16 protein-coding genes and 3 tRNA genes are annotated in these 15,302 nt (G+C 71.7%); 15 read left to right on the forward strand and 4 right to left on the reverse strand.

Going from position 1 to position 15,302, the window contains the following annotated elements; all coding sequences use genetic code 11:
- Positions 1–61: 61 nt before the first annotated feature.
- The gene (locus HDA32_RS04860) at positions 62–415 is read right to left on the reverse strand and encodes an antibiotic biosynthesis monooxygenase family protein (protein WP_179642050.1); all 354 of its coding nucleotides are present in this window, start codon (positions 413–415) and stop codon (positions 62–64) included.
- Positions 416–519: 104 nt separating this feature from the next.
- Here HDA32_RS04860 and HDA32_RS04865 point away from each other — a divergent pair, with 104 nt between their 5' ends.
- The 6 genes from HDA32_RS04865 (at position 520) to HDA32_RS04890 (ending at position 3,944) form a co-directional block, all read left to right on the forward strand.
- Positions 520–1,317: a fumarylacetoacetate hydrolase family protein gene (locus HDA32_RS04865; RefSeq protein ID WP_179642051.1), complete on the forward strand. Its 798-nt coding sequence runs from the start codon at positions 520–522 to the stop codon at positions 1,315–1,317.
- Between the two features lie 37 nt (positions 1,318–1,354).
- The gene (gene gltX, locus HDA32_RS04870) at positions 1,355–2,785 is read left to right on the forward strand and encodes a glutamate--tRNA ligase (RefSeq protein WP_179646476.1); all 1,431 of its coding nucleotides are present in this window, start codon (positions 1,355–1,357) and stop codon (positions 2,783–2,785) included.
- A 129-nt stretch (positions 2,786–2,914) separates the two neighbouring features.
- Positions 2,915–2,986, forward strand: a tRNA-Gln gene (locus HDA32_RS04875).
- A gap of 63 nt (positions 2,987–3,049) precedes the next feature.
- Positions 3,050–3,125, forward strand: a tRNA-Glu gene (locus HDA32_RS04880).
- 121 nt (positions 3,126–3,246) lie between these two features.
- Positions 3,247–3,322, forward strand: a tRNA-Glu gene (locus HDA32_RS04885).
- A gap of 157 nt (positions 3,323–3,479) precedes the next feature.
- Positions 3,480–3,944 (forward strand): carboxymuconolactone decarboxylase family protein, encoded by a 465-nt coding sequence (locus tag HDA32_RS04890; RefSeq protein WP_179642052.1) that lies wholly within the window; start codon positions 3,480–3,482, stop codon positions 3,942–3,944.
- A 17-nt stretch (positions 3,945–3,961) separates the two neighbouring features.
- Here HDA32_RS04890 and HDA32_RS04895 read toward each other — a convergent pair whose 3' ends face one another.
- Positions 3,962–4,609 (reverse strand): MerR family transcriptional regulator, encoded by a 648-nt coding sequence (locus HDA32_RS04895; RefSeq protein ID WP_179642053.1) that lies wholly within the window; start codon positions 4,607–4,609, stop codon positions 3,962–3,964.
- 98 nt (positions 4,610–4,707) lie between these two features.
- Here HDA32_RS04895 and HDA32_RS04900 point away from each other — a divergent pair, with 98 nt between their 5' ends.
- Both HDA32_RS04900 and HDA32_RS04905 read left to right on the forward strand, forming a co-directional pair.
- The gene (locus tag HDA32_RS04900; RefSeq protein ID WP_246334241.1) at positions 4,708–5,739 is read left to right on the forward strand and encodes a TlpA disulfide reductase family protein; all 1,032 of its coding nucleotides are present in this window, start codon (positions 4,708–4,710) and stop codon (positions 5,737–5,739) included.
- Positions 5,740–6,152: 413 nt separating this feature from the next.
- Positions 6,153–7,262: a PQQ-dependent sugar dehydrogenase gene (locus HDA32_RS04905; protein ID WP_179642054.1), complete on the forward strand. Its 1,110-nt coding sequence runs from the start codon at positions 6,153–6,155 to the stop codon at positions 7,260–7,262.
- Between the two features lie 33 nt (positions 7,263–7,295).
- On the opposite strand, the gene HDA32_RS04910 is transcribed toward HDA32_RS04905, so the two are convergent.
- On the reverse strand, positions 7,296–7,985 hold the full coding sequence (locus HDA32_RS04910) for an IclR family transcriptional regulator (RefSeq protein WP_281370445.1): 690 nt from the start codon (positions 7,983–7,985) through the stop codon (positions 7,296–7,298).
- 203 nt (positions 7,986–8,188) lie between these two features.
- On the opposite strand from HDA32_RS04910, the gene leuC reads away from it, so the two are divergent.
- The 4 genes from leuC (at position 8,189) to HDA32_RS04930 (ending at position 11,071) form a co-directional block, all read left to right on the forward strand.
- The gene (gene leuC, locus HDA32_RS04915; protein WP_179642056.1) at positions 8,189–9,586 is read left to right on the forward strand and encodes a 3-isopropylmalate dehydratase large subunit; all 1,398 of its coding nucleotides are present in this window, start codon (positions 8,189–8,191) and stop codon (positions 9,584–9,586) included.
- A gap of 37 nt (positions 9,587–9,623) precedes the next feature.
- Positions 9,624–10,214, forward strand: a complete 591-nt coding sequence (gene leuD / locus HDA32_RS04920; protein WP_179642057.1) for a 3-isopropylmalate dehydratase small subunit — start codon at positions 9,624–9,626, stop codon at positions 10,212–10,214.
- Positions 10,215–10,372: 158 nt separating this feature from the next.
- Positions 10,373–10,708 carry an SCO5555 family protein gene (locus HDA32_RS04925; RefSeq protein WP_312863045.1) on the forward strand — a complete coding sequence of 112 codons (336 nt, stop codon included), beginning with the start codon at positions 10,373–10,375 and terminating at the stop codon, positions 10,706–10,708.
- Positions 10,709–10,786: 78 nt separating this feature from the next.
- Positions 10,787–11,071, forward strand: a complete 285-nt coding sequence (locus tag HDA32_RS04930) for an HU family DNA-binding protein (RefSeq protein WP_179642058.1) — start codon at positions 10,787–10,789, stop codon at positions 11,069–11,071.
- Between the two features lie 87 nt (positions 11,072–11,158).
- Here HDA32_RS04930 and cofC read toward each other — a convergent pair whose 3' ends face one another.
- Positions 11,159–11,806 carry a 2-phospho-L-lactate guanylyltransferase gene (gene cofC / locus HDA32_RS04935; protein ID WP_376766935.1) on the reverse strand — a complete coding sequence of 216 codons (648 nt, stop codon included), beginning with the start codon at positions 11,804–11,806 and terminating at the stop codon, positions 11,159–11,161.
- A gap of 220 nt (positions 11,807–12,026) precedes the next feature.
- On the opposite strand from cofC, the gene HDA32_RS04940 reads away from it, so the two are divergent.
- From HDA32_RS04940 to HDA32_RS04950, 3 genes are all read left to right on the forward strand, one after another.
- On the forward strand, positions 12,027–12,800 hold the full coding sequence (locus HDA32_RS04940) for a lysophospholipid acyltransferase family protein (RefSeq protein WP_376766936.1): 774 nt from the start codon (positions 12,027–12,029) through the stop codon (positions 12,798–12,800).
- Positions 12,801–12,891: 91 nt separating this feature from the next.
- Positions 12,892–13,902, forward strand: a complete 1,011-nt coding sequence (locus HDA32_RS04945; RefSeq protein ID WP_179642060.1) for an NAD(P)H-dependent glycerol-3-phosphate dehydrogenase — start codon at positions 12,892–12,894, stop codon at positions 13,900–13,902.
- Positions 13,903–14,004: 102 nt separating this feature from the next.
- Positions 14,005–15,237 (forward strand): trans-sulfuration enzyme family protein, encoded by a 1,233-nt coding sequence (locus tag HDA32_RS04950; protein ID WP_179642061.1) that lies wholly within the window; start codon positions 14,005–14,007, stop codon positions 15,235–15,237.
- Positions 15,238–15,302 lie beyond the last annotated feature (65 nt).

Here is a 15,302-nt window from a genome sequence, read left to right on the forward strand (position 1 = left end):
GGCGGGGAGCGGGCGGGGTCGGACGCCCCGCCCGCGATGTCGGGCTCCGTGCCGGTTTCGGCTACTCCCCGGCCTTGACGTGCTGGATGACCTCGAAGCCCCAGATCTCGCTGCCGGTCGCGGCCGGGCCGCCCTGCCCGTGCCCGTGGCCGTGCCCGGCCTGGGCGCTGTCCCTGGCGGCCTCGGCGTGGCCCTGCTGGAACGCCCGGCTCTGCAGCCAGTTCTGGAAGTCCGCTTCGGAGCGCCAGCGGGTGTAGACCAGGTACTTGTCGGTGCCCTCGACCGGGCGGAGCAACTGGAACTCCTCGAAGCCCTCGGCGTTCTCCACCAGGCCCGCGCGCTTGGCGAACCGCTCCTCCAGCGTCGTGCCGGCGTCCTCGGGGACGGTCAACACGTTGAATTTCACGATACTCATGGAACTCAGTGTCGCCCATGCCCGCGTGGCCAGGTGAGAGGGTCGCGCTGGATAGCCTTGACAACTGACGTAGAAAAGCGGATCTCCAAAGGCAGGGCAGCTCTTTGCGCATCGCGAGATTTTCGTCCGGGGAAGACGTCGGCTTCGGCCTGATCGACACCGACGACACCGGCGAGCAGTTCGTTTCCCGGATCAGCGGGCATCCGCTGCTGGGGCAGATCCAGCTCGCCGGTGAGCGGGCCAGGCTGGAGGACGTGCGGCTGCTCTCCCCGGTGCTGCCCAGCAAGGTCGTGTGCATCGGCAAGAACTACGCCGACCACGTCGCCGAGATGAAGGACGTCACCGGCGAGTCCACCGAGGAGCCGGTGGTCTTCCTCAAGCCCTCCACCTCCGTGGCCGGTCCGAACGACCCGGTCTTCTATCCGGCGCTCTCCGAACGCGTGGACTACGAGGGCGAGCTGGCCGTCGTCATCGGCCGGGTGTGCCGCGAGGTGCCCGTGGAGCGCGCGAAGGACGTCGTCTTCGGCTACACCGCCGGCAACGACGTGACGGCCAGGGACCTGCAGAAGAAGGACAAGCAGTGGACGCGGGGGAAGGGCTTCGACTCCTTCTGCCCGATCGGCCCGTGGATCGAGACCGGGCTGAGCCTGGAGGAGGCCGGGGACCTGCGGGTGACCACCACCGTGGACGGCGAGGTCCGCCAGGACGGCCGCACGTCGCAGTTCATCCACGACATTCCGACGATGATCTCCTACATCACCTCGTTCATGACCCTGCTGCCCGGAGACGTCATCCTCACCGGCACCCCGGCGGGTGTCGGCCCGGTCGAGGTCGGCCAGCAGATGACCGTCTCCATCGAGAAGATCGGCGACCTGACCAACCGGGTCGTCACCCGGGACTAAGAGGACGATTCGAGTGACTGACAGCAATTCCGTCCGGGTGCGCTTCGCGCCCTCCCCCACCGGCATGTTCCACGTCGGCGGCGCGCGCTCGGCGCTGTTCAACTGGGCGCTGGCCCGGCAGCGGCCCGACGGCAGGTTCGTGCTGCGCATCGAGGACACCGACGCCGCGCGCAACAAGCCGGAGTGGACCGAGGGCATCATCCGGGCGCTGGGCTGGCTCGGCATCAAGGAGGGCGACCCGCACTTCGAGGGGCCCTACTTCCAGTCGACCTACGCCGGCAAGCACCGCGAGGCGGCCGAGCAGATGTTCAAGGACGGCCGCGCCTACTACTGCGACTGCACCCGCGAGCAGGTGCAGGAGCGCCGGGACAACCCGCACCTGGGCTACGACGGCTTCTGCCGCGACCGCGGCCTGGAGCCCGGCCCTGGCCGGGCGCTGCGGTTCCGGGTGCCCGAGGGCGGTCCCACCGTCGTCGACGACCGGATCCGCGGCCGGGTGGAGTTCGAGCACAGCGCCATCGAGGACTTCGTGATCGCTCGCGCCGACGGCTCCCCGCTGTTCGTGCTGGCCAACGTGGTCGACGACGTGGAGATGCGCATCACCCAGGTGGTCCGCGGCGAGGAGCACCTGTCCAACACCCCCAAGCAGCAGTTGCTGTGGGAGGCGCTGGGGCACACGCCGCCGGTGTGGGCGCACCTGCCGGTCATCGTGAACGAGAAGCGGCAGAAGCTGTCCAAGCGCCGCGACAAGGTCGCCCTGGAGTCCTACCAGGACGAGGGCTACCTCCCCGAGGCGATGGTCAACTACCTGATGCTGCTCGGCTGGGCGCCCGGCGGGGACCGCGAGATCATGCCGTGGGAGGAGATGGAGCCGCTGTTCGATATCTCCGACGTCAACAGCTCCAGCGCGTTCTTCGACGAGAAGAAGCTGCGCGCGTTCAACGGCGAGTACATCCGGATGCTCCCGGAGCCGGAGTTCGTCGAGCGCTGCCTGCCGTGGCTGCGGCCCGAGGAGGCCCCCTGGCCGGCGGAGAACTTCGACACCAAGGCCTTCGCCACCATCGCGCCGCTCGCGCAGAGCCGGGTCGCGCTGCTCGGTGAGATCGTCCCGAACGTGGACTTCCTCTTCCTGGACCGGCCGGTCGAGGACGAGCGGAGCTGGAACAAGGCGATGAAGCCGGGCGTCGGCAAGGAGATGCTCACCGCGGCCCTGGACCGGTTCGACGACCGGGACCTCGCCTGGGAGGCGGCCGAGCTCAAGACCGCCCTCGAGGAGACCGGTGCGCGGCTGGGCCTGAAGCTGGGCAAGGCGCAGGCGCCGGTGCGCGTGGCCGTCACCGGCCGCACAGTGGGCCTGCCGCTGTTCGAGTCGCTGGAGCTGCTCGGCCGTGAGCGCGTCCAGGAGCGCCTGCGCGCCGCGCTGGCCCGGCTGGAGGCCGCCGAGGCCGCCGGAGGCGCGGGGGAGTGACCGCGACGGGGTGGCCCGCTTCACGGCCGGCCGCCCCGGTATTGAGTTCGCGAGCACTCCGGATGTCCGCTAAAGTAATGCCTGCGCCGAGGGGAGCGCGGCCGAACGGAAGCGCCCCCGATAGAGCACTGGGGTATGGTGTAATCGGCAGCACGACTGATTCTGGTTCAGTTAGTCTAGGTTCGAGTCCTGGTACCCCAGCGGGTGGAGTCCCTGACTTCGCCGCGGAGCTGGTCTCAGCTCGTCCGCAGTACGCGGTCCAAGGCCCCCGTCGTCTAGTGGCCTAGGACGCCGCCCTCTCAAGGCGGTAACGGCGGTTCGAATCCGCTCGGGGGTACCAACAGGGAGACGCTCCCACTTCGGTGGGGGCTTTTTTCTGGGATCGGGGCGTCGGCTCCGGTCCGAAGCGGGACGGGGCACCCGGCGCGGTCCGGTAGCCTTGGTGCCGCAGGATCAGGCAGGCTCCCGTCGTCTAGTGGCCTAGGACGCCGCCCTCTCAAGGCGGTAACGGCGGTTCGAATCCGCTCGGGAGTACCAGCGGGAAGCCCCCACGCACCGCGTGGGGGCTTTCGTCGTCTCCGGCCGGACCGCAAGGTGACGCAGCGCACACCGTGATCCCGTCACGAAACGCGGGCCGCGGCGGGTCCTCATCGCGAAGCCCCTTGCGGGACGGCGATGAGAAAGGAGCGGACGCATGTCCGCGAACACCCGGACGCGGCGCAGGGCCGACGTGGCCGAGCACCTGCCCGACGTCTACAAGCACCTGGTGGCGATCGACGCGCTCACCAAGGACGTCCTCGGCGGCGCGCTCATGGAACTGGTGAAGCTGCGCGCGTCCTACATCAACGGCTGCGCGTTCTGCATCGACATGCACGCCCGCGACGCGCTGCGGCGGGGCGAGGAGAGCCGGCGGCTGTTCGCGCTGGCGGCCTGGCACGAGGCGCCCGGACTGTTCACCGAGGCCGAGCGCGCGGCGTTCGGGCTGGTGGACGCCGTGACGCGGCTCGGAGAGCACGGCGTGCCCGATGAGGTCTACGACGCCGCTGCCGAGCACCACACCGAGCGGGAGCTCGCGGCGCTGATCGTGGCGACGGCGACGATCAACGCCTACAACCGGATCGGCATCGCCCGGCGCGCCGAGGTGCCGCCCCTGCGTTAGGCCGGTCATTAGGCCGGTCAGCACTCCTCCGGCGGATCGGCCGTGAACCGGCGGGCCGAGAGGTCCTCCTGGGCGAGGCGGCGCATCGCGACGAACGCCTGCTCCAGCAGCAGGGTCATCGCGATCGCGTGCTCCACGTTGTCCTCCCTGGGCCGGTCGGGGTCGATCTGCTCCAGGTCGCGGCGGGCCGTGCTGTGCGCGGTCTCGGCGTAGGAGCGCAGCAGCTCGGGGCCGACGGGCCGGCCCAGCCGCGCCATCGTGGCGACGGTCCGGGCCAGGTGGAGGCGGGCGGGGGCCCGGGAGGTCACCTTCCAGCCGAGCTCGTCCAGGAGCCGGTCGGTGGCCTCCTCGGCCCGCCGCCACTCGGGGTCGTCGGCGGGCGGGGTGATCCGCGGACCGAGCTCGTACAGCGCAGTGCCCAGGAGCCGGTGCAGGCCGATCTCCGGATCGTCCACGGCGTCGAGGACGCCCTTGACGCGCGCGAGGGGGAGGTCGGCGGCTTCGGCCAGCGCCCGGATGAGCCTGAGCCTGCGGACGTGCGCCTCGGAGTAGCCGGCCTGGGTGGCCGCCGTGGCCTCGCCCTTCGGGAGCAGCCCCTCCCGCAGGTAGTACTTGATCGTCGCGACGGATACGCCGCTGCGCCGGCTCAGCTCCGAGATTTTCACCCGGCTCCCCTTCCCATCCGTATTGGATAGTTATACTCTCCAAAACTAGAGAGTGGAACTATCCAATATGGGGCGAGAGCGCTTCGACGGAGGCGGGCATGAGATTCGAGGTCCTCACCGAGGGAGTGGGGGAGAGCCTGGAGGCCGAGCCGGACGCGTCCGGACGCCTGATGGCCGCGGTGGAGGCGCCCGTCCTGGGCTGGCGCCGCCGGGCGCACGGCTGGTGCCGGGGCGACGCCTGCGTCCCCTCCGCCAGGGCGGCGCAGTTGGAGGAGGACGGCCGGATCGACGTGGTCGCGTTCGCGGAGATGCTGGGTGACGCGGTCGCCGTCGACATCGGTGCCGGGCTGGTCGCGACCGTGCCGACACCGCCCCCCGGATCGGGGACCGGCGAGGCCCCTGATTTCACCCTCACCGGCCTCGACGGGGTCCCGTACCGCCTGTCCGACTTCCGGGGCCGCAAGGTCGCGCTGGTCATTTGGGCGTCGTGGTGCGGCTGCCGCTACGACCTCCCGGCCTGGGAGGCCCGGCACCGCGAGCTCGCCGGGCACGGGTTCACGGTGGTCAGCGTCGCGCTCGACCACGCCCTCGACGACGCCCGGCCGTGGATCGAGGAGGCCGCCCCCGCCCATCCGGCGCTGGTGGACCTCGACGGCGTGGTCGCCGCCCGCTACGACGTCGTCAACGTGCCCACGGCGGTCTGGATCGACGAGGACGGGCGCGTCGCCCGCCCGCAGGACACCCAGGTGGCCACCGACCTGTTCCAATCCTTGAACGGGCTCAGCGCCGACGCCTCCCTGGCCGCGCTGCGCCGCTGGGTGACCCGAGGGGACACCGGGATCGGCGACGAGCGCCGGGGCCTGCGCGTCCCCACGGACCGGGAGCAGCGGGCCCGCGCCCACGCCCGGCTCGCCGTGGCGCTGGCCGAGCGCGGCGACGCCGACCGCGCGGCCCACCACCGCCGGCGGGCCGCCGAGCTCGCTCCGCGCGACGTGGCGATCCGCCGCGGCCTGATGGGCCTGCTCGGCGAGGATCCGTTCGGCGAGGCCTACTTCGCGCTCCGCGACGAGCTGACCGCCGCGGGCGTGCCCATCTACCGGCCCCTCGGGGCGGACACGGCGGATGCCTGACATGGCGGAGATCCACGGTGAGCGGATGACGACGGCGCCGCCCTCGGCGTCCGCCCGGTCACCCGGCACACCCGTTCGGCGGCCGACCGGCTGCGGCGCGGAGCCGCGATGTGACCGCCTCGGCGCCGTGCCATTGGAGCACACTCATCGAGCCTTGACCGCTGGTTCGCGGGTCGGGCTGGGATTTCCAGGGCTCGGACCTGCTGTGCCGCCGGCGCTGCGCGCACTGCGACAGCCGACCCCCTGTGCGAACCCGACCGTCGAACATCAGTCAGGCCGCGAAGTGGCGTTCGCTGAGAAAGGCGGGACCTGCTCGGGAACGCTTGTCTTCACTGGGCGAAACCCCTGACGGGTGTCGGAGCGTCTCCCGGTGGGGATGGGGTGGTTCAGGGTCGCCGACATCGGGAGCGCACATGGGACGCCGTGCAGGGATCGCCGCCGCCGGGGTGATCGTGGTGCTCACGGCGGCGTGTTCGGGAGCGCCGGAGGGGACCGGCGGGCCCGCATCGCGGAACGGGACGGGGGAGGAGACCGCGCGCATGGTCCCGCCCGGCGAACCCGCCGACGTCGCCACCGGCCTGGAGGTCCCCTGGGCGATCGGCTTCCTGCCCGACGGCTCGGCGCTGGTGACCGAGCGCGACTCTGCCCGCGTGCTGCGGGTGCGGCCCGACGGCACGACCAGCGAGGCCGGAGAGGTCGAGGGCGTCTCGCCGGGCAGTGAGGGCGGGCTGCTGGGGCTGGCGGTGTCGCCGGAGTTCGCCGAGGACTCCCACGTCTACGTCTACTACACCTCCGACTCCGGCAACCGGATCGCCCGCATGACCTACGACGCCGAGGACGGCCTTGGTGAGCAGGAGGTCCTGGTCGACGGCATCCCGGTCGCGCAGTTCCACAACGGCGGCCGGATCAGGTTCGGCCCCGACGGGATGCTCTACGCCGGCACCGGCGACGCCGGCGACGGCTCCCTGGCGCAGGACACCGATTCGCTCGCCGGCAAGATCCTGCGGATGACGCCGGAGGGCGAGCCCGCGGAGGGCAACCCGTTCGGAAACCTGGTCCTCAGCTACGGCCACCGCAACGTCCAGGGTCTGGCCTGGGACGAGGACGGCATGATGTTCGGCGTCGAGTTCGGCCAGAACACCTATGACGAGGTCAACGTGATCGAGCCGGGCGGCAACTACGGCTGGCCCGAGGTCGAGGGGGTCGGCGACCGGGAGGAGTACATCGACCCCGTGGTCACCTGGACCCCGGAGGAGGCCTCGCCCAGCGGGGCGGCCGTCGCGGGCGGGTCCCTGTGGGTGGCCGCGCTGCGCGGCGAGCGCCTGTGGCGGGTGCCGCTGAGCGGCGACGACGATCCGGTGCTGGAGCCGGAGCAGCTCTACGTCGGGGAGTACGGCCGGCTGCGCGCCGTCGCCGCCACGCCGGACGGCGAGGAGATCTGGGTGAGCACCAGCAACCGCGACGGCCGCGGCTCGCCCGGGGAGGGTGACGACCGCATCCTGAGCATCCCCCTGGAGGGGTGAGGCCGGGCGCGAGCGGCACTCCCTGACGGGGGGCTATCGCCCGTTCGGCTCGTGGTTGTGCAGGGCCTCGCTGATCTTCTCCGCCGCCGAGGTCACGGCCTGGGCGTGCAGGCGGCCGGGGGAGCGGGTCAGGCGTTCGATCGGCCCGGACACCGAGACCGCGGCGATCACGCGTCCGCCCGGTCCGGAGATCGGGGCCGAGACCGAGGCGACGCCCTGCTCGCGTTCGCCGACGCTCTGCGACCAGCGCCGCCGCCGGACCTGGGCCAGCGTGGCGGCGGTGAAGTGGGCGCCACGCAGGGCCTTGCGGATGCGGTCGGAGTCCTCCCAGGCCACGAGGACCTGCGCGGCCGAGCCGGCGTTCATCGGCAGTTCGCTGCCCACGGGAACGGTGTCGCGCAGTCCGCTGGTGCGCTCGGCCGCGGCCACGCACACCCGCGCGTCGCCCTGGCGGCGGTAGAGCTGGGCGCTCTCGCCGGTCAGGTCGCGCAGTTGGATGAGGACGGGGTTGGCGGCCGCCAGCAGCCGGTCCTCTCCGGTGGCGATGGACAGCTCTCCGAGCCGGGGACCGAGGACGAAGCGTCCCTGGCTGTCCCGGGTGACCATGCGGTGCCGTTCGAGCGCGACCGCCAATCGGTGCGCCGTGGGCCGTGCCAGGCCGGTGATCTGTACGAGCTGAGCCAGTGAAGCGGGCCCGGATTCCAGCGCGTCGAGCACGGACATTGTCTTGTCCAGCACACCTACGCCGCTGGATGGGCTAGAGTTGTCCATGGCTTGATATTGCCGTCTCGCTATTTGGAAAGCAAGTTCGCCCGCACGCACGGGCGCGACTCGCGCCGGAGGAACGTTCGCGCACCGCCACCAGCGGCGGAGCGCGGTGGCGAGAAGCTCCGAGGAAACCGTCGAGACGCGAGGAGGCGTCGCACATGGCTCGCACGATGGCCGAGAAGGTCTGGGAGGAGCACGTCGTCCGACGTGCCGAGGGAGAGCCCGACCTGCTCTACATCGACCTGCACCTCGTGCACGAGGTGACCAGTCCCCAGGCGTTCGAGGGACTGCGGCTCGCCGACCGGAGCGTGCGCCGCCCCGACCTCACGATCGCGACCGAGGACCACAACGTCCCCACCGAGAACATCCTGCTGCCGATCGCCGACCCGGTGTCGCGCACCCAGATCGACACGCTGCGCAAGAACGCCTCGGACTTCGGTGTCCGCCTGCACCCGATGGGCGACATCGAGCAGGGCATCGTGCACGTGGTCGGCCCGCAACTGGGCCTCACCCAGCCCGGCATGACCGTCGTCTGCGGCGACAGCCACACCAGCACCCACGGCGCGTTCGGCGCCCTGGCGTTCGGCATCGGCACCAGCCAGGTCGAGCACGTCCTGGCCACGCAGACGCTGCCCATGTCGCCGTTCAAGACCATGGCGGTCACCGTCAACGGGACCCTGAAGGAGGGGGTGACCTCCAAGGACATCATCCTTGCCGTCATCGCCAAGATCGGCACCGGCGGCGGTCAGGGCTACGTCATCGAGTACCGCGGCGAGGCCGTCCGGTCGCTGTCGATGGAGGCCCGGATGACGATCTGCAACATGTCGATCGAGGCGGGCGCCAGGGCCGGGATGATCGCCCCGGACGAGACCACGTTCGACTACATCAAGGGGCGCCCGCACGCTCCCGCCGGCGCCGAATGGGACGCCGCCGTGGAGCACTGGAGGAGCCTGCGCACCGACGACGGCGCCGTCTTCGACACCGAGGTCGTGCTCGAGGCCGACGAGATCAGCCCGTTCGTCACCTGGGGCACCAACCCCGGCCAGGGCGCGCCGCTGGACACCGCCGTGCCCGACCCGGCCGACTTCGCCGACCCCGGTGCCCGCGCCGCGGCCGAGAAGGCGCTGGCCTACATGGACCTCCGCCCCGGCACGCCGCTGCGCGAGGTCAGGGTCGACACCGTGTTCCTGGGTTCCTGCACCAACGGCCGCATGGAGGACCTGCGCGCCGCCGCCGAGATCATCAGGGGCAGGAGGGTCGCCGACGGCGTCCGCATGCTGGTGGTGCCCGGCTCCATGCGGGTCAAGGAGCAGGCCGCGGCCGAAGGGCTGGACGAGCTCTTCAAGGCCGCCGGTGCCGAGTGGCGCGAGGCCGGCTGCTCGATGTGCCTGGGCATGAACCCCGACCAGCTCGAGCCGGGTGAGCGCAGCGCCTCGACCTCCAACCGCAACTTCGAGGGCCGGCAGGGCAAGGGCGGCCGGACCCACCTGGTGTCGCCGCTGGTCGCCGCCGCGACGGCCGTCCGGGGCACCCTGTCCTCACCCGCGGACCTGTAGCCGAGAAGCCAGCCGACGTATCTAGGGAATAGCCGACATGGAGAAGTTCACCGTCCACACCGGCCGCGCCGTGCCGCTGCGCTACAGCAACGTGGACACCGACCAGATCATCCCCGCCGTCTACCTCAAGCGGGTCAGCCGCACCGGTTTCGAGGACGGGCTGTTCGCCGCGTGGCGGGCCAACGACCCCGAGTTCGTGCTGAACAAGCCGGAGTTCAAGGACGGCAGCGTGCTGATCGCCGGTACCGACTTCGGCACCGGCTCCTCGCGCGAGCACGCGGTGTGGGCCCTGCAGAATTACGGCTTCAAGGCCGTGCTGGCGCCGCGCTTCGCCGACATCTTCCGCGGCAACTCGCTCAAGGGCGGCCTGCTGACGGTCGTGCTGCCGCCGGAGGTCATCGAGCGGCTCTGGGAGGCGGTCGAGGCCGACCCCGCGACGGAGGTCACGGTCGACCTCGAGGCGCGCGAGGTGCGGGCCCCCGGCGTCGCCGAGCCGTTCGAACTGGACGACTACACCCGCTGGCGGCTGATGGAGGGGTTGGACGACATCGACCTGACGCTGCGCCACACCGACGCCATTTCCGACTACGAAACGCGCCGCAAGCCGTGGCTCCCGGTGACCCAGTAGAGCCGGGGAGCGGCCGCGCGGACGGAGGGCCGGACGCGGAGATGTGCGGGGAGACCGAGCTGGAATCCAACGCCGACGCGAACGCGAGCGAGTGCGCGGAGTCGGCGGTGCCGATGGCCGGAGGCCGGACCGCGTCGGCGGCGGAGGAAGCGAGGAGCGTGAGCGCGAAATCCAACGCCGACGCGAACGCGAGCGAGTGCGCGGAGTCGGCGGTGCCGATGGCCGGAGGCCGGACCGCGTCGGCGGCGGAGGAAGCGAGGAGCGTGAGCGCGAAATCCAACGCCGACGCGGAATTTTACCTTGATTTGGCACGGCGGTTGCGGGACGCGCATCGCCGTGCCAACGCCCTCCCCGAAGGTGTCCGGATTCCGGTAATTCGTAGGCTTTTGACGGTTACAGAAGGGGTCAAAAGGGATCCCGTGCGCGCGTCGGAGCGGCTCGACAAGATGCTCGCAGAGCTTCCTCCGCAGGTCGATCCCCCTCCGACACGCTGAATTTCCAGGCGTTTGTATTTGTGTAGGGCCCCTGGTGTCCCCTAATTTCGAGCGAGCAAGGGGGAACCGGAGGAACCAATGAACAAGCGTGACCTGATTGACGCGATCTCCGACCGGTTGGGGGACAAGAAAACCGCCACCGAGGCAGTGAACGCCGTGTTGGAGACCATTCAGCAGACCGTTGCCAAGGGCGACAAGGTGGCCATCACCGGATTCGGTGTCTTCGAGAAGTCCGAGCGCGCGCCCCGCACGGCTCGCAACCCCGCCACCGGGGCGGCGATCGACGTCCCGGCCAGCTTCGTACCGAAGTTCCGGCCCGGTTCGGACTTCAAGGCCCTGGTGAACGGCGAGAAGACGAAGTAGCGCCCGACCGCTTTCGACCACGCACAACCGCACACGCTGCCCGGGTCCTCTCATGGGGGTCCGGGCAGCGGCGCACGCGCACGCGGGTCACAGCCCCAGCTTGGCGACCACCTTGGCGGTGTGCGGGCCGACCCCGAGGGCCGCGGCCTCGCGCAGGTCGGCCGGGGTGTCGACGTCGCGCCGGACCGTGGGGACGTCGTCGAGCCCGATCTCCGCCGCTCCACCCGCGCGGTGCCGGCGGCGCGAGGCCCCCTCGAACGCCGGGGTGAACGCCGCACCGGGGCCCGCTGCGTACGCGGTGGTGCCGATGCCCGGGGTGTCGGAGAGGAACGCCTGCCCGTGCGGCCGCGCGGCCGCCAGCACCCGGTTCAGCTCACCGGGCCGCAGCGCCGGGAGGTCCGCGGACAGCGCGCACACGCCCGTCCCGGGCCGCAGGGTCAGCGCCTCGGCCGCGCCGTGCACCAGGGCGGGGTTGAGGCCGGCGCCCGGTTCGTCGGTGACGACGTGCGCGCCCAGGTCGCGCAGTGCCGAGGCGGCGAGGGGGTCATCGGTGACGACGATCACCTCGGCCGCGCCCGGGCAGCTCACCGCGGCCATCACGGTGTCGGCGGCGACGGCCAGGGCGAGTTCCTCCCGGTGGACCCCGGCGAACTCGGCGAGCCGGGACTTCGCCGCGGTCAGCCGCTTCACCGGGATCACCAGCGACCACCGCGGGTCCGCCTCGGCTGTGGTCACTGACACCCCTCGACTCGACTCCACCGGCCGGTAGAAGAGAGAGTACGTCCCGGCGGCTCCGTCGCACCGCACCTTCCGGACCACCGACCGGCCTCGGTCCCGCACCGCGGGGACTGCCTAAACTGGAGCGGTTGCGCGCGGCCGGGTATTCCCGCGCGGTTATGCTGCACGCCATCGGCACGCGGGGCCGCGCTGCCGGGGCCGAACGAAGGAGTCCGCCGTGAAACGCCGGGAATCACGATGGGTGAAGGCGATCGTCGTCGCCGTCGTCCGCCCGATCATGTCGGCCGTCACCAAGCGCGAGTGGCGGGGCCAGGAGAACATCCCGCGCGAGGGCGGCGTGATCATCGCCGCCAACCACCTGTCGATGTCGGATCCGCTGACGATCGCGCACTACCTCTACGTCGCCGGCCGCCGCTGGCCCACGTTCACCGCGAAGGAGGGGGTTTTCCGCATCCCCGTCGTCGGCGGCGTGGCCCGCTCGACCGGCCAGATCCCCGTGTACCGGGGCAGCAGCGACGCGGTGAAGGCGCTGAAGGAGGCGGAGAAGGCGCTGGCCGAGGACGGGGCCTCGGTCATCTTCTACCCCGAGGGCACCTGCACCCGCGATCCCGAGCTGTGGCCGATGGTCGCCAAGACCGGGGTCGCCCGGATCGCGCTGACCACCGGCGTCCCGGTCATCCCGCTGGCGCACTGGGGGGAGCAGCACCTCCTGCCCTACGGCACGGCCAGGCTGCGCGTCTTCCCGCGCAAGCGGGTCCAGATCCTGGCGGGGCCGCCGGTGGACCTGAGCAAGTACCGCGACCGGCCGCTGACCGCGACCACGCTGCGCGAGGCCACCGCCGACATCATGCGCTCCGTCACCGGCCTCCAGGCCGAGCTGCGCGGGGAGGAGCCGCCCGCTCAGCCCTTCGACCCCAAGAAGGCGCGGCAGCAGAAGTCGGCCGCCGCGGAGGGCGCGAACAACGGCGACGACGGCGCCCCCCGGACCTGAACGGATCCCGACCGACGACAGCCGGGCGGGAACGGGGCGCGTCCGGCCGCGGCCGGCCCCGGACCTCCCGCCGGCGGCAGAGAGGAATGACATGACCAAGGTGGCGGTGCTGGGCAGCGGCTCATGGGGGACCGCGTTCGCGAACGTGGTGGCCGACGCCGGTGTCGCCGAGGTGGTGCTGTGGGGCAGGCGCGCCGAGGTGGTCGACGCGATCGGCCGGCGGCACGAGAACCCCGACTACTTCCCCGACGTCGGGTTGAACCCCGCGCTCTCGGCCACGACCGACGCGGACAAGGCGCTGGACTCCGCGGAGTTCGTGGTGATCGCGGTGCCGTCGCAGACGCTGCGCGCCAACCTCGAGGCGTGGCGGGCCGCCGTTCCCCGCGACGCGGTCATCGTGAGCCTGATGAAGGGCATCGAGCTGGGCACGTCCCGCCGGATGAGCGAGGTCATCGCCGAGGCGCTGGAGCTGCCCGCCGAGCAGGTCGCTGTGGTCTCCGGGCCGAATCTGGCGCGCGAGATCGCCGAGCGCCAGCCGGCGACGGCGGTGGTGGCGTGCGCACACGAACCGACGGCGGTGCGGCTGCAGCACATCTGCAAGTCCGCCTACTTCCGGCCCTACACCAACACCGACGTCGTGGGCGCCGAACTGGGCGGCGCGGTGAAGAACGTCATCGCGCTGGCCGTGGGCGTGGCCGTCGGGATGGGGTTCGGCGACAACGCCAAGGCCTCGCTGATCACGCGCGGACTGGCCGAGACGGTCCGGCTCGCCGTGAGCCTGGGGGCCGACGAGCACACGCTCGCCGGACTGGCCGGGATGGGCGATCTGGTGGCGACGTGCAGCTCGCCGCTGTCGCGCAACCGCACGTTCGGCGAGAAGCTGGGCTCTGGCATGACGCTGGAGGAGGTCATCGCCGAGACCCGGCAGACGGCCGAAGGGGTGAAGTCCTCGGAGTCGATCCTGGCACTGGCCAGGGCCAACGGGGTGGACATGCCGATCACCGAGGCCGTGGTGGCGATGATGCACCACGACCTGCCCCCGGCGCAGGCGCTGCTGGCCTTCATGTCCCGCAGCGCCAAGCCCGAGCGCTACGGGATGTAGCGCCGTCCGGCCGGGTCGCGTGCGGAATCCGCCAAGGCCGCGCAGTGAACCCCGGTCGTTCGGAAATCGGCACGGTTCTCATACGATGTTCGGGGAGGAACCATGACAAACCACCCGGGTGAGAACACCCGTGCCGTGCGGCTGCCCGCGCCGTCCGCGCCGGTCGGGCGGTCGGTGCGGGGTCCCGTCCACCGCAGCACCACCTATGCCTTCGGCAGCTCCCAGGAGTACGCCGACGTCCTCGACGGCGTCCAGGAGGGCTACTCCTACGCGCGGATCGACAACCCCACCACCGAGGCCTTCGCGCACGCCGTCGCCGCGCTGGAGGGCGCCGGCCTCGACCGCGAGGTGCGCGGCCAGGCGTTCGCCTCCGGCATGGCCGCCGTCAGCACCGCCCTCCTGGCGCTGACCGAGGCCGGGGCGCACGTGGTCGCCGCCCGGTCGATCTACGGCAACACCTACTCCCTCCTGGACGGGCTGTTCCGCCGCTTCGGGGTGAGCACCGACTTCGTCGACATCACCGACCTCGACGCGGTCCGCGCGGCGATCCGCCCGCAGACCCGGATCGTCTTCACCGAGACCCTGTCCAACCCGACGATGACGGTGTCCGACCTCCCGGGCCTGGCCGCCATCGCCCACGAGGCCGGTGCTCTGCTCGCGGTGGACTCGACGTTCGCCTCCCCGGCCGTGTGCCGCCCGCTGGAGCACGGCGCCGACCTCGTCCTGCACTCGGCCACCAAGTACCTCGGCGGCCACAGCGACGCGACCGGGGGCGTGGCCGTCGGGCGGCCCGAGCTCATCGCGGCCATCCGCTCGGCCCGGATCGATCTGGGGCCCTGCCTGGCGGCCGACGAGGCGTTCCTGCTGCACCGCGGCCTCGAGACGCTGCCGCTGCGGGTGGCCCGCCAGTGCGCGACGGCCGCGGAGTTCGCCGCGGCCGTTCAGCGCCACCCGGCCGTCGCCAGGGTCGACCACCCCGGCCTGCCCGGGCACCAGGGGCACCGGCTCGCGCGCGAGCTGTTCGACTCCGGTCCGGAGGGGGCGCGCTGCGGCGCCGTCGTCACGGTCACCCCGCACGGCGACCGCGGGACCGGCATGGCCTTCGCCGACCGCCTCCGGGTGGCCACCATCGCCGCGTCCCTGGGCGGCACGCACACCCTGGTCGGCCATGTCGGCTCCACCACGCACCGGCAGATGTCGGATGAGGCCCTGCGGGCCGCGGGAATCGGCCCGGCCGCGGTGCGCTTCTCCATCGGTCTGGAGGAGCCCGAGGACCTGGTCGCCGACGCGCTGGCCGCCCTGGATGCGCTGGACGGGTCGGCATCCCCGATGTGAGGATCAACCGGGTTTGGGTCGGCGTCGCCTGTTTCCGGTTCCCCGCCATGGGGATATAGGGTCAG

Source organism: Spinactinospora alkalitolerans, from assembly GCF_013408795.1.
Lineage (GTDB): Bacteria > Actinomycetota > Actinomycetes > Streptosporangiales > Streptosporangiaceae > Spinactinospora > Spinactinospora alkalitolerans.

Bases quoted from the DNA above. Each gene is read 5' to 3' on its own strand.
- HDA32_RS04860 (WP_179642050.1), bottom strand. From the start codon at position 415: ATGAGTATCGTGAAATTCAACGTGTTGACCGTCCCCGAGGACGCCGGC.
- HDA32_RS04890 (WP_179642052.1), top strand. From the start codon at position 3,480: ATGTCCGCGAACACCCGGACGCGGCGCAGGGCCGACGTGGCCGAGCAC.
- HDA32_RS04900 (WP_246334241.1), top strand. From the start codon at position 4,708: ATGAGATTCGAGGTCCTCACCGAGGGAGTGGGGGAGAGCCTGGAGGCC.
- HDA32_RS04905 (WP_179642054.1), top strand. From the start codon at position 6,153: ATGGGACGCCGTGCAGGGATCGCCGCCGCCGGGGTGATCGTGGTGCTC.
- HDA32_RS04910 (WP_281370445.1), bottom strand. From the start codon at position 7,985: ATGTCCGTGCTCGACGCGCTGGAATCCGGGCCCGCTTCACTGGCTCAG.
- leuC (WP_179642056.1), top strand. From the start codon at position 8,189: ATGGCTCGCACGATGGCCGAGAAGGTCTGGGAGGAGCACGTCGTCCGA.
- leuD (WP_179642057.1), top strand. From the start codon at position 9,624: ATGGAGAAGTTCACCGTCCACACCGGCCGCGCCGTGCCGCTGCGCTAC.
- HDA32_RS04930 (WP_179642058.1), top strand. From the start codon at position 10,787: ATGAACAAGCGTGACCTGATTGACGCGATCTCCGACCGGTTGGGGGAC.
- HDA32_RS04945 (WP_179642060.1), top strand. From the start codon at position 12,892: ATGACCAAGGTGGCGGTGCTGGGCAGCGGCTCATGGGGGACCGCGTTC.
- HDA32_RS04950 (WP_179642061.1), top strand. From the start codon at position 14,005: ATGACAAACCACCCGGGTGAGAACACCCGTGCCGTGCGGCTGCCCGCG.